The organism is Methanoregula sp. (assembly GCF_050010295.1).
Taxonomy (GTDB): Archaea; Halobacteriota; Methanomicrobia; order Methanomicrobiales; family Methanospirillaceae; genus Methanoregula.
On record NZ_JBEKLH010000005.1, the window covers coordinates 21,748 to 34,885 of the forward strand.

The 13,138-nt window shown below is 55.2% G+C and carries 16 protein-coding genes; 1 reads left to right on the plus strand and 15 read right to left on the minus strand.

What is annotated here, in order from left to right; genetic code table 11:
• Positions 1-111 precede the first annotated feature (111 nt).
• Entirely contained in the window at positions 112-969 is an 858-nt protein-coding gene (locus ABSB80_RS07920) for a methanogenesis marker 8 protein (protein WP_428369853.1), read from the plus strand.
• A 194-nt stretch (positions 970-1,163) separates the two neighbouring features.
• Here ABSB80_RS07920 and merA read toward each other — a convergent pair whose 3' ends face one another.
• From merA to ABSB80_RS07995, 15 genes are all read right to left on the minus strand, one after another.
• Entirely contained in the window at positions 1,164-2,561 is a 1,398-nt protein-coding gene (gene merA, locus ABSB80_RS07925; protein ID WP_428369855.1) for a mercury(II) reductase, read from the minus strand.
• A gap of 10 nt (positions 2,562-2,571) precedes the next feature.
• The gene (locus ABSB80_RS07930) at positions 2,572-2,796 is read right to left on the minus strand and encodes a ferredoxin (RefSeq protein WP_428369857.1); all 225 of its coding nucleotides are present in this window, start codon (positions 2,794-2,796) and stop codon (positions 2,572-2,574) included.
• Between the two features lie 89 nt (positions 2,797-2,885).
• Positions 2,886-3,176, minus strand: a complete 291-nt coding sequence (locus ABSB80_RS07935) for a DUF2769 domain-containing protein (protein ID WP_428369859.1) — start codon at positions 3,174-3,176, stop codon at positions 2,886-2,888.
• 21 nt (positions 3,177-3,197) lie between these two features.
• A complete protein-coding gene (locus ABSB80_RS07940; protein WP_428369861.1) occupies positions 3,198-3,455 on the minus strand; it encodes a MarR family transcriptional regulator in 258 nt (85 codons plus the stop codon).
• 11 nt (positions 3,456-3,466) lie between these two features.
• On the minus strand, positions 3,467-3,814 hold the full coding sequence (locus ABSB80_RS07945; RefSeq protein ID WP_428369863.1) for a hypothetical protein: 348 nt from the start codon (positions 3,812-3,814) through the stop codon (positions 3,467-3,469).
• 40 nt (positions 3,815-3,854) lie between these two features.
• A complete protein-coding gene (locus tag ABSB80_RS07950; RefSeq protein ID WP_428369865.1) occupies positions 3,855-4,643 on the minus strand; it encodes a family 1 encapsulin nanocompartment shell protein in 789 nt (262 codons plus the stop codon).
• Between the two features lie 12 nt (positions 4,644-4,655).
• Complete coding sequence (locus ABSB80_RS07955; RefSeq protein ID WP_428369867.1) at positions 4,656-5,021, minus strand: ferritin family protein; 366 nt, start codon at positions 5,019-5,021, stop codon at positions 4,656-4,658.
• A 40-nt stretch (positions 5,022-5,061) separates the two neighbouring features.
• Positions 5,062-5,682, minus strand: coding sequence for a superoxide dismutase (locus tag ABSB80_RS07960; protein ID WP_428369869.1), 621 nt, complete (start codon positions 5,680-5,682; stop codon positions 5,062-5,064).
• 256 nt (positions 5,683-5,938) lie between these two features.
• Positions 5,939-6,418 carry an Hsp20/alpha crystallin family protein gene (locus ABSB80_RS07965; RefSeq protein ID WP_428369871.1) on the minus strand — a complete coding sequence of 160 codons (480 nt, stop codon included), beginning with the start codon at positions 6,416-6,418 and terminating at the stop codon, positions 5,939-5,941.
• Positions 6,419-6,884: 466 nt separating this feature from the next.
• Complete coding sequence (gene dnaJ / locus ABSB80_RS07970) at positions 6,885-7,946, minus strand: molecular chaperone DnaJ (protein ID WP_428369873.1); 1,062 nt, start codon at positions 7,944-7,946, stop codon at positions 6,885-6,887.
• A gap of 15 nt (positions 7,947-7,961) precedes the next feature.
• Positions 7,962-9,848, minus strand: coding sequence for a molecular chaperone DnaK (gene dnaK / locus ABSB80_RS07975; protein WP_428369875.1), 1,887 nt, complete (start codon positions 9,846-9,848; stop codon positions 7,962-7,964).
• Positions 9,841-10,329, minus strand: a complete 489-nt coding sequence (locus ABSB80_RS07980) for a nucleotide exchange factor GrpE (protein ID WP_428369877.1) — start codon at positions 10,327-10,329, stop codon at positions 9,841-9,843. Before ABSB80_RS07980 ends, dnaK begins: the two co-directional genes overlap by 8 nt.
• Before the next feature lie 277 nt (positions 10,330-10,606).
• Complete coding sequence (locus ABSB80_RS07985; RefSeq protein ID WP_428369879.1) at positions 10,607-10,801, minus strand: hypothetical protein; 195 nt, start codon at positions 10,799-10,801, stop codon at positions 10,607-10,609.
• Positions 10,802-10,964: 163 nt separating this feature from the next.
• Positions 10,965-11,300, minus strand: a complete 336-nt coding sequence (locus ABSB80_RS07990) for a hypothetical protein (RefSeq protein WP_428369881.1) — start codon at positions 11,298-11,300, stop codon at positions 10,965-10,967.
• Positions 11,301-11,785: 485 nt separating this feature from the next.
• Positions 11,786-13,138: a response regulator gene (locus ABSB80_RS07995; RefSeq protein ID WP_428369883.1), complete on the minus strand. Its 1,353-nt coding sequence runs from the start codon at positions 13,136-13,138 to the stop codon at positions 11,786-11,788.

Genomic DNA, 13,138 nt, shown 5'->3' on the forward strand with positions numbered 1-13,138 from the left:
CTATCGTCCCTGTTCAGTCATATGTGTTGCCAGATCCCGCGGTTTCATGGTATTGCCGGTTTACGATATTCCTTAAGCGCCGGATAGCATAATCTGTACCGGAGTGCGTGTATGTCTCACGAAGACGAACATATCATCGAGGCTATTGGCAGGAGCCGCATCGTTATCCGCGACGGAAGGGTTGTCGAAGTCGGGGAAGCTCAGATCAGGGACTGTCCCCTTGCCAGACGGTTTGCCTATCCGATCCCGGATATCAGGAAGGAGTCCGTGAAAGCAAATATCGAACACCGTATCAGGGCCTTTGGCATGTGCACTCCCGACCGGGAAGTTCTGGACAACCGTGAATTTGTCGGGTTTGGCGCGTCCGAGATTCTCAGTACCGCCCTTGCGACCGGTCTTCTCGACGCAGTCGTGCTCGCCTGCGATGGAGCGGGGACCGTTGTCGTAACAAAGCCAGCGCTTGTGCAGGGCATCGGCGGCAGGATGTCCGGGCTGGTCAGTACGTCACCTTATCTTCCGGTGATGGACAGGATCGAGCAGAACGGAGGGTTTGTCCTCGACCGGGAACATGCCGCAATGGATCAGGTCGCCGGGGTTGCACTTGCCGCCGAAAAAGGGTTCCGGAAGATTGCTGTCACGGTCGCTTCCCCTGCATCGGCTCAGGTGATCCGGGAGATCCATCCGGACACTCTTATCTTCGCCGTACACGTCACCGGCCTCAGCCGGGAAGAGGCCGAAACGCTTGTCTCATCATCGGATCTTGTCACTACCTGTGCCTCAAAGACAATCCGGGAAACAGCAGGCCCGAAGGCGCTGATGCAGGCCGGGACTGCCATACCGATCTTTGCCATCACAAAAAAGGGAAAAGCACTTCTCATCGAGAAGATTCGATGTTCGGATGAGCAGGTTCTGATCAAGTCGACAAAACTTCCCGCACTTGGCGACCAGCAGCCAAACCCGCTTGTATAGGATAAGGGTAGATGTGCCGGTTAATTTTCTGTAATAGCTGAAATTATAGCTGAAATTTTTTCCATCCGGTACCAGTTCTGTAAAAACAGAGGACATGATTGGATCAGCGGAAAATATCTCACTATTTTTTCCTGTAAAAATAACTTCCATCAAGAACGGGACGACAACCCGCAACACCGCACCGTGTCCGGACTTTACGTCGGCACTTCGCAGCCCTTTTCAGGGTTCTTACGGAACTCGCGGGCACAGACTGATATGATCTCGGACAACGAGGGGAATGTATGGATCTCATCAATGAGATCCTGGATACCCAGCCGGTGCCGGATTGCAAGCACCCCCTGCTGGATGATCTCGGTTGCCTGAGGGGAACAGATATGGACTCCCAGGATCCGGTCGCTGGCCGCATCGGCCACAATTTTGACCATGCCACGGGCGTCTCCGACAATCGATGGCTTTGCAAGTACGTCCATGCGCACGTTCCTGGCAGTTGCCGGTAAACCGGCCCTGGTGGCCCGGTCTTCGGTCATCCCGACGCTTGCAACCTGCGGACTGGTAAAAATTCCATGGGGGAGCGCAGACCGATCGAATGACCGTTTCAGTTCTGAGAAGGCATTTATTGCTGCAATTTCACCACCCTTCCGTGCCGCAGTCTCAAGCATCGGCTCCCCGGTAACATCTCCTGCCGCCCAGATACCGGCAGAGGTCGTCCTCATGCTTGCGTCAACGATAACCGCCCCGTTCTTCATCGTTGATACTCCGGCATTCTCAAGATGGAGCTCCTGGGTATTCGGGGTGCGGCCGGTGGCAAGCAGGAGGCATTCCGCTGAAAATTTCTCTGGTTTTCCATTGATGGTCGTTGTTGTCATGATCTGATCGCCGCTCTTCTCAACGCTTTCCGGGTTAACGCCGGTCCTGATCACTACTCCTTCCTGCCTGAGGTATTCTGCCAGAAGATCGGAGATCTCCGGTTCCTCTTCCGGGATGATACGGGGACTCCGCTGGAGGAGGGTAACATCCGCCCCGAAGTGGCGATAGAGCTGGGCAAACTCGAGGCCGAGAGCCCGTCCCCCGATCACCACCAGTGACTCAGGGATACGTTCCGGGTCAAGCGCTTCCACGCTGGTCATGTACGGGACCGACCCCATCCCTTTTACGGGTGGCAGGGATGGCGAGGAGCCGGTCGCGATAATAAATCTGCCGGAGATGAGCGTACGGTCTCCCACCCGGATCTTCCCGGGTGACAGGAAAGCGGCCTCTCCCTTCACCAGCTCGATACCCAGACGATCGAGGAACCGGTCCTTCTTCTCCTCCTTCAGCCGTTCGATAAGGGCATTTTTCCCGGCCAGCGCCGCACCGAGGTCAAACTGGCGGTCGACTCCGTAATTGCGCTGCTGGTCACCCCGGTAATAGTGGTGGCCGGCAAGGGTCAGTAAAAATTTGCTCGGTATGCACCCGACATTCACACAGGTACCCCAGAGCGGGCCGCGTTCCACCATCGCCACGCGGGCAGCCCCCATATGCACCGCGGCTGCGGCTGCGGATGTGCCGGCGGCGCCGGTCCCGATAATAACCAGGTCATAGTCTGCAGTCATGGTGACGGTGTCATTGCTCGAGTCTGATGATCTGTACAGGACAGAGGTCTGCTGCATTCATAACGCACTCTTCCTGTTCCGCGGGAGCGGTACCTTCCGCGATCTTCCCGTCCAGCCGGTACTTACTGGTAATCTGGCTGAATGAATCGTCAGGATTTTCTTCAAAAAAATCCGGACAGGTTTCCCAGCAGCTCTGGCAGCTGACACAGTTTATCCTGTCAATTGTCACTTTCATGAGACCGGCCTCGGTTGCCTCAGTTGCGTGAACATTTTTCCGGCAACTGATCGGCGTGGCTGCCGTTTTTCCTCATTCCCGTCGAAGAATCACCTGTTCCGGAGATCCATCTCGGTTCCCATGATGCAATAGTACGAATTCCTGAGTCCCATCATGGGCGTGATGGGGCATGTCGGGCAGATGCAGGCCTTTTTTTGCGGGAGGGCACAACCGGTCCTTCCGACTGCACAGAAGAGCGCTTCATGTTTTCCTTCCATGCAGTCCGTAGAGGTAGGACAGGCAGGGCACGTGCACAGGGAACGTGCATCGGCCATCGCCTTGTTTCGGTCAGCCTCACTCATCTTCTGCATCTTCTGCATCATTTCTTCAAATTTGTCCATGCCGTTTCTCCATCATCCGTATCATCCGGGTCTCCAGCGGTCGTTGTCCAGGGAACCGTCATCCCGGACCGAACGGTCAAGGTAAATGATCTGGCGAAGGTCACGGGAGTTCAGTTTCTTGATGATCAACTGCTGGTCCTTCAGTATCTTCAACGCGTTGCGCACGGTATGCGATGAATACCGTGTCTTTTCCATGAGGTCTTTATGACTCATCTCGCCGCGGGTGCTGATTATTTCCAGCACGCGTCTCGACGACCGGGGTAATGTTGTCGTTTCCATATTAGGGGGTTTCAACCACAGCTCTTTCCACAGCTTTCCTGCGCTCCGGCATCGGATTCTTCCTTGTCGGCAAGGATCCGGGGGAGGGCTTTGTCCACGAAATCGTCGATCGATTCCAGCCTGCCCCAGTCCTCGACCGAGTACGTCATGTAGACTTCCGGGTCAGGGAGGACGATGACGACACCGGTTTCATGGCGGGCAGTGATGAACTGCCGCATGTAATGAGTACTATGCACGCCGTTCCCTTTTTTCGGGATACGGGCTGTGATCATCCAGTAATTCAGAAGGTCCTGGGCATCGACGTAGATCTCGTGTTCCTGCTCAAATTTTTTCAGACGTTCCTTGAGTCCGATAGCCATTCCAGTCACCACCTCATCGCGGGTTATGAATGATTTTCCCCTACTTCAGTACGCAGACCGCTCCCGGGGCCCTGATCATGAGTGCAAGGCTTTCGGCCACGTAGAACTCGAGGTCGTCTCCGGCAGGCCCGTTATAGCCAATGGTCATGTCAAGCCCGATTGCGAGCGATACGAACTGCCGCCCGGATGCGAGGATGACCCCGCCTTTTTTCAGGACCGGTGCCTTCACGACCCCTTCCGACACGATACCCCGGATATGGTCCAGTTCCGTCCCGTCGCCCTGGGGGTACCGGCGCAGCAGCAGGTTGTACTGGGCCGGGGCAAGTGCCATGCAGTATGGACCGTGGAACCCGGCGTCGTCCAGTTTCGTGACCGCCTCTATGACCTGGTCCGCTGCCGTTCCGACCTTGTCCCACTTGGTGAGCGTCAGCGAGCTTGTTCCGTCGACAGTAAGGAGCCCGGCCATGCCCTGTATACCTTGGAATATCATGCGGTCTTCGCTTGCTGCACAGTCGATTGCTGCCGCGGCCACGCAGGTCGTATCGAGCGTAAGCTTGTCCCTCTCGAAGGAGGCCAGGTCCCGTTTGCCCAAGGAAAACCCGGACCTGATCAGGTTCACCGGTATGAATGTACTTCCGGATATCCCCTCTTCAAGTTCGCAGTCACTGAGCGGTATGGCCTTGAGCCCGAACCCGAACGGACCGTCGATATCGATTATCCTCCGGCCGGCGAGCTGGCTCTTGGCAGCTTCGATCATGACGGTATTGAGCAGCTTCCATGTCTCCGGCCCGATCGGGGCCGATTCGCGTTCCAGATAGTTATTGTCCATTTTATACACCTCTCAGCTGGGTTTCAGTGATCCGATGGTCGTTTCAGTTTTCTCCGGTGCCGGTTCCTTTGCAGGTGCTGCAATTTCCAGTACCACAGCATCCACTTCGGCGGCCCCTTCCTTCAGGAACGCATCCTCGTCCCCGGTAAGGAGGGAGATGAGGCGCGAAAATTCTCCTGCATGCACGCGTTCTTCGTTCGCGATGTCGATGAGAACGGCTTTTGCGAGGGCATTGTCCGTGGCTTCGGCATGGGCCATATACGTATGGACCGCCTCGTGCTCTGCAGCAAGGTCAAGGCGTATCGCCCTGATGAGTTCCTGCAGGGTCAGGAGGCGCTCCGGGATCTTTCCGCTGAACGGGTTTACAAATTCTGGCATTATCTCTCCTCACTCTCAAACGGGATCTTCCATGGGATCTTCATTTTTTCAGCAGCATCTCTGTCCGCTTGTTCACGGCATCCCAGTTCACGATGTTCCAGAACGCCTCCACAAATTTTGCCCGGTCATTCTTGTAGTCGAGATAATACGCGTGTTCCCAGACATCGAGGACCAGGAGAACCTCAAAACCGGGGATCAGGTTCACGTTGTGTTTTTCGAGCTGCATGATGAGGGGCCTGCGGGTTTTCCTGCAGAACGTCAGGGCAGCCCACCCTGACCCTTCGACACTCGTCGCGGTCATGGTGAACTCTTTTTTGAACCGTTCGAACTTCCCGAATTCGCCGTTGATGACTTTCAGGAGCTCCCCCTTGGGCTGGCCGCCCCCGCCATTTCCCGCCGGCGCCATATTTTCCCAGAACAGGGTGTGAAGTTTGAAGCCCCCGACGTGGAAGGACAATTCCTTGAGCGTTGCCTTGAAGTCGAGGTCCGCGTTCTCCTTTCGTGCCTTGTCCAGTTTCTCCAGTACGGCATTTGCACCATTCACATATGCCATGTGGTGCTTCTGGTGGTGAAGCTTCAACTGGTCCTCGCTGATATGCGGGGCCAGGGCATTGTAAGCATAAGGGAGGTCCGGCAAAGAATACATCTTGTCTGCTTCCATGGTTTCTACCTTCTCGAACTATTTTCTGACAGGAGAGAATTGTCCTCTCTGACGGGATCTATACAGAATGAATTTAATAGAGTATTGCCTGTGCTTCAGATTTTGAAACAAATAATGAAACGAAAACAGGGACAACGGAGTGGGAGTACCGATGTAGTCCGCCGTTATCTCATACCGGGGCTCCGTTTTTTATGAAATACCGGACAGGGGTTATTCACCGCCATCCTCCTGTGCATCCGGCCCGGCACAGATAACATCAGGTAATGGTTATCGTTCCTTTCGGTTCTGCGGTCGACTTTTTCAGATGCACTTCCAGCACACCGTTTTTGAAACTCGCATCCGCACCCTCCCGGGTAACGGCTTTTGGAAGGGGTATGATCCGGATCATGGCGCCGAAACCATGTTCGTGCAGAGAGTACCCTACGTTCTCTTCTTTCTTCTCTTCATTCCGTTCACAGGAGATCTCGAGAGAGCGGGGTGTGATCAGATTTATTGTTATGTCCCTTTTGTCCACGCCGGGCATCATGTCTGCGGTGACCACAACTTCATTCTCGTACTCAGCAACGTCCACCCGCAGGCTTCGCCGCTGTACCGGTAACATCTTGGTGCCGGGGTCGTTCGCAGCAGGCAGGAGCATTGCGCCTGACGGTTCGTAGGCCTGCCGGAGTAACAAGTCCATGTACTTCCTCATATCCTCGAGTTCGTCAAAAATTGAGCGGTAGTATATCCTTACCATAATGCTGTCGCCTCCTTATGCCCTAGGTGCCGGATGGCGCCAAGTCACCGGTTGGAGAATCGGCAGCTGTTTTCCGGCCCCGGGGAATTCCGGTGACAAGCGGGACTTCCGGCATGTTCCTGTTCCTGACTTCCCATCAGCGACTGATATCATGGGTAAGATTATCAAACATTTCCTGATGTTCAGGTTTTGAAACAAAACCTGAAACGGGCGGCAGACGGAAGAGTTCACATGCTCCCACCGGATATTTTTTTAAGCGATCGTACCCGTCAGGGACATTTTAGCGCAGACAACCCTTGGGCCTCCTCCCCTGGGGGGGGCGGGTCATCCTCATGACACCTGAAATTATATGCTCATGGAGTGGAAGACAGGATCTCTCCAGAGTCCGTTATCGCTCATTTTCTCATCCTTTTCGGCAGGGCTGGGTCCGGTCATCGCTTTCCTGAGTCCCCCGGCAGACTGCTTTTTATTTCGCACCGATAAATGCCTCTTTGATAAGCTCCTCCTGTTTTTTTGTTATCTTCTCCGGGATCTTCACGACAACTTTTACGAGAAGGTCCCCGCGGTTGTCTGAGTTCATATACGGCATTCCCTGCTGACGGAGCCGGAAGAGGGTGTGGCTCTGGGTGCCGCCGGGGATCCGGAGGAGCGCGTTTCCGGTAATGGTGGGAACGGTGATCTCGGCCCCGAGCAATGCCGTTACAAGACCTACAGTCGCAGAACTGTAGAGATCAGCCCCCTGCCGTTCGAAAATATCATGTTTTTTCACATGGACGACCACATACAGGTCGCCCGGCGGCCCCTGGTTCTCTCCGGCTTCTCCTTCGCCGGCAATCCTCAGGAACTGCCCGTCTTCTACCCCCGGGGGTATCGAAACTTCGATCCGCCGGGTTTTCTGTATCATCCCTTTCCCCCGGCATGACTCGCACGGCCTGTCCACGATCTTCCCGTCACCACGGCATGACGGGCAGACCGTGATGTTCACCATCTGGCGGCCGCCGCTCTTCTGGATATTCCGAATCTCCCCTTTCCCCCCGCACGTCGGACATACGCGCACAAAACCGGGCTGGGCACCGGTCCCGTGGCAGGTCTTGCATTCATCATCATGGGGGACCTCGACCGTATTTTTCGTGCCGTAGAATGCATCGGCCAGCGAGATACTGATATCGTACCGGAGATCGGCCCCGGCCCTCTTCCTTGTCCTTCCCCCGGACCGGGAAAAAACATCGAAGATATCGCCGAGGCCGAAGTCCCGGAAGAGGTCATCGTAGCTGGGGGCGGTATATCCGGAAGAGTCGCCGGGTCTGAATTCGGCATGGCCTACCTGGTCGTACTGGGCTTTCTTCTGCGGGTCGCCCAGTATCTGGTAGGCCTCGTTGATCTCCTTGAACTTCTCCTCTGCTTCTTTGCTGCCCTTGTTGAGGTCCGGGTGGTACTTCCGGGCGAGGTGCCGGAACGATTTTTTGATCTCTTCCTGCGATGCGTCCTTTTTCACGCCAAGGAGTTCATAGTAGTCTTTTTGTGCCATGGCGCGGGACCGGGACTACTTCTCATCCTTGACCTTGAAATCCGCATCGACAACCTTCTCTCCGCCCGGCCCGGTCGTCTCCTGGCCCGGTTGTCCGCCGGATGGCCCGGCCTGCTCCTCGTGTCCCGCATGTTCCTGCGCATATTGCGCCGACGCCTGCTGGTACGCGGCAGACCCGGCCTCGCCCAGAACCTTCTGGAGTTTCTCTGTCTCGGACTTGATCTTTGGGGTATCCTTGCCTTCCATCGCGGCCCTGAGCGCGACGATGGCCGCGTTCAGCCGCTCGACAAGGTCGGTACCGAGTTTACCGGCAAGATCGGATTTCGCCTTTTCCGCGGTATAGATGAGCGTATCGGCAGTGTTGCGCGCCTCTACCTCTTCTTTTCGCGTCCGGTCCTGTTCCTCGAACTGCTTTGCCTCATTCACCATCTTCTTTACGTCGCTGTCTGCCAGCTTGGTCGAAGCGGTGATCGTCATCTTCTGTTCCTTGCCGGTGCCAAGGTCTTTTGCAGACACGTTGAGGATCCCCGATGCATCGATGTCAAATGTTACATCGATCTGGGGGATCCCGCGCGGGGCAGGAGGGATGCCGACGAGGTTGAACTGCCCGAGGCTCACGTTGTCGGCTGCCATGGGCCGTTCGCCCTGTAACACGTGGATCGTGACCGAGGTCTGGAAATCGGCAGCCGTAGAAAATGTCTGGCTTTTTTTCGTCGGGATCGTGGTATTCCGGTCTATCAGGGCTGTCCTGACACCGCCGAGCGTTTCAAGGCCGAGGGTCAGGGGCGTCACATCCAGGAGGACCATATCGGTGATCTCCCCCCCAAGAATAGCCCCCTGGATGGCCGCGCCGGTAGCAACACATTCCATGGGATCGATCCCCCGCTCGACTTTCTTTCCGATATGGTCTTCGATGAATTTCTGGACGATAGGCATCCTCGTAGGGCCCCCGACAAGGATGACTTTCTGGATACCGTCCTTGGTGAGTGCGGCGTCCTTCAGGGCCTGTTCGAAGGGGTTGAGACACCGCCGTATGATAGGTTCCACGAGTTGTTCGAGCTTTGAGCGGCTCAGCTTTATGGAAAGGTGTTTCGGGCCCGCCTGGGTTGCAGAAACGTACGGGAGGTTGATCTCGGTCTCGAGTACCGTTGAAAGTTCGATCTTCGCCTTCTCGGCAGCTTCCTTGACCCGGTTGACTGCCATCTTATCGCTTCGTAAATCGATGCCTTCCAGTTTTTTGAACTCCTCGGCCACCCATTCGAATACCGCATTGTCCATGTCGGTACCGCCGAGCTGGGTATCACCGGACGTGGCCAGGACCGTGAACGTCCCGCCGCCGAATTCCATGATGGTCACATCCAGCGTGCCGCCGCCGAGGTCAAATACGAGGATCTTATATTCCCCGCCGCGGTCGAGGCCGTAGGCCATGGACGCGGCAGTAGGTTCGTTCACGAGCCTAACCACGTCGAGCCCGGCAATTTTCCCCGCGTCCTTGGTGGCAGTCCTCTGGTTGTCATTGAAATATGCCGGGACCGTGATCACGGCTTTCGTCACCGTTTCACCGAGGAATGCCTCTGCGTCCCGCTTGATCTTCTGCAGGAGAAACGCCGAGATCTGCTGGGGAGTGTATTCCTTACCATAGATCCGGTAGGAATGGCTTGTCCCCATCTTCCGTTTCGCTGCAGTCACCGTGCCGTCCGGGTTGCTCACCGCCTGCCTCCGGGCCGGCTCGCCCACGAGGAGCTGGCCGTCTGCGGTGAACGCCACATAGGACGGGAACATCTTGCCGGCCACGGTCGCACCTTCCGCCGAAGGGATAATTGTAGGCTTGCCGCCAAGCATGACAGCAGCTTCGCTGTTCGATGTCCCAAGGTCAATTCCGATAATCTTCTCTTTACCCATTTTCCTCACCTTCCTTTCGTGAAACATGTTCTGCAATCTTTACTTTCGATGGCCTGATCACCTTTGAACGCAACTGGTAGCCTTTCCCGAAATCCTCAAGGATCACCCCGGGTTCCCGGTCGCACTCCTCGCGGCACAGGGCCTCATGGAGGTTCGGGTCGAATTTTTTTCCTACGCATTCTATGGGTATGAGCCCGTATTCTCCAAGAATCTTGAGCAGTTTCCGGTAGACCATCCCCATCCCTTCACGGTTCTCCTCGGCCTGGAGAGAGGGGAGAGCGCGGTCGAAATCGTCCAGGATGACGAGGAGGTCCTTGATCAGGTTCTCGTTGGCAAGTGCGATGATCGCCGTTTTTTCCTTTTCCGACCATTTCCGGTAATTGTCAAAATCCGCCTGGAGATATTTCAGGCGCTCAAGACGCTCTTCTGCCAGGCGGGTCTGCTCTTCCAGATCCTTTTTTATCCGGTCAACATCCTCCATCGGGCCACCTCGGGAATACCCCGCAACGGTCTGCTCTGCCTCCCTGCATGGGACCGGCATCAGTCTCCCGGTCGACCGGATGCGGAGATGCCGGTGAATTCCCAACGCTACCCGGATTTGTATCCTGCCCGCGGATTTCCGGAATCACCGGACCTGTCATGGTTCTTTCATGCCCTCTGGAGATTCGTATCACCATGCCGGACTGCCTCATCATATCTGCCTGTAATGGCCGCACACACCGGCGCTTGTCCTGCCGGACTACGGGGTGTCGGAGACATCAGTCGCAATGGGGACCGTTCCAGTAGGCCCTGATAAAATCCGCATAGTAGCACCCGTTACAATCGCAACGGAAGCATCCGGACGCCGGGCACTGCATCCCGGAACGATAATCAGCACCGGATAGATCCCGTACACCGTACTCTTTTGCCTGGCGGTAGTCACACCAGATCCGCTCAAGATCTTCCCCGGCCATAAACAAACTCTCTGAGTCTTCCAAGACGGGAATAGTCCTCACCGGTCAGGGAGTTGAGCGGGGACTTTTATAGGATCTTCCCTGATAGTCATTTTTTGAGACAAATTTTGAAACAACCCGTTCAATTCCGCGAAAACAGGTCCTGCCGGCGGAACCGGGGAGATCACCCTGCGGTCTTTTCCAGGGTCAGGTTCAATAATCCGGCTGCGAATGTTTTTTTACACAACCTTGACCCGTCCGGAACCAGTATCTCCTTCCTGAAGGTCATCAGGTCATCCGATGCGATGAGCGTGAGAGTGTTCGTTTCAAGATAAATCCTGATCTTCTCTTCGGGTATCCCGGGCAGCCGGGCCTGGATGTGAATGTGCCGGACATCTTCTGAACGGTCGATGACCGGTTCATTCACCGGTCTGCGCTGTTTTTGTTTTTTTCTCATAGTACCCTTCAGGCAGGTCATTTCCGGGGAGACTGGGATCGAGATGGTTTTACCGTCCATCATTCCCTTTTGATCCCGGTGCCGGTGTGAAACGGAGTATCCCTGTCACCGGATGCCGGTTCTCATCGGGCAAAAACCGGGGCTTCAGGCCTGCTGTGGCGTTCAGCAGGAACCTGAACCCTGGTGGATCGTGTCAGGAATGTAAAAATTGAGGCCCGCATGAACAGTATGTCCGGTTCTATTCCCTGCCGGCTCCTGTTTCCATGCATATAACACCCCAATGTCCTGGACAGTAGAATTCAACGTGGTGCGCAATGAGGGCTGATCATCCCCTGAGTGTTCCCGACCTTCATGTGGGCAGCTGTACCCACACAACGCCCTTTTTTTGGAATTCCTATATACTTACCCGGATTTTTCAAAAATTGTTTCAAATTTTAGCGCGATGATGACACCGGTACCTTCACATCACTGTCCGGAAATGGGATCTTCCATCCAAAATTGGAGGCCCGGGGTATCCGTATCATTCTGGCCAGGGCCAAAAAGAACGACTATTTTCGTTCCGGTGGTGCGATACTCTCGCCATGCATATCCTCTCCCATGAGGTGGCGGAAAACAAACCGGAATTCACCCAGTTTCTGTCGGATATATTTTCTTCCCGAATCAGTTGGCATGTAGAGTTTTGATTTCCCCGAGCTCTTCATCTCGAGATACCCTTTCTCCTGCAGCTCGTAGAGGAACGTGTAGATCCGCGCCTGGGGGATGAGCACATTATAGCGGTTATGGATCTCGTGGACGATGTCATACCCGGATATCGGTTTTTCCAGGAGGGAGAGGACAACGGGTTCGAGAGACTTTTTCACCACGTCGTCGATGGTTGACTGGGGGACGACGGATACCGATTCGGCAGGGAATGAGCGGCGGGCAAAGGAGAGCATGGTGTCTTTTCCGGTCGAGATGATGATCTTCGGGATACCTTCGGAGAGTTTCTGTATCTGGTTGTGATCGATCTCAGCCATATTCACTGCAATCATGCCGGAGATGGGCAGCCCGCTCTCTTTTTTGGAGAGGATCAGGTTTTTCACCGCAAGGATGTCGGCAAACATCTCCGTATCGGAGAAATCAAGAAGGATCCTGAGGGACTTGACGGAATTCGTGCCCTCCAGTGAACCGGTACACCGTTCTAGGAGTTTCAGCATGAGGAATTCCTCGCGTTCCTTGATGCGCCGGGTGACCAGTTCCTCTTTCTGGATCTCTTTTAAGAAATATTTCATGAGCGTGGAGCGGTGGTACGCAAAAAAATTCCGCCCGCCTTTTTTCAACCCCTCTTCTATGGTGAACTTGAATACCGGGTCTTTTACCGTCTGTTCGGTATAGAGGAAGAGGACGATATCAGTGAAAATATCCTGCAGGAGAATGGTTTTGACCCCGGGGAGGTCGACATAGGCTGTGCCGAGCTCCTCGTTCTCGGCAGTCTCCTTTCCCGGAAGACCTGGCGTAACGGCAACCTGTGACAACCTTGCCGTTTCCCGGTCAGCATTCTTGTGGAACAGGGCCACCTCAATTGCGGCTTTGATCTCCAGTTCGTTGAAGGGCTTCACAATGTACCCGTACGGCCTGACCTGTTTGGCCTGCTCTATGATGGCATCGTCGGCATACGAAGTGACAAAAACGACCGGAATATCGAGCTCCTCCATGATGACCCGTGCTGCTTCGATCCCGTTCAGCTTTCCCGGCATCACAATGTCCATCAGCAGAAGGTCGGGTTTGAGCCTCCGCGCCTTGTCGATCGCACCTTCACCGGATGCGGCCATGCCTGCAACCGTGTAGCCCATTGCAGTCAGCCGCTCTTCCAGCTGCATCGTAATGATCGCTTCGTCATCAACTACAAGGATCCTTGACAT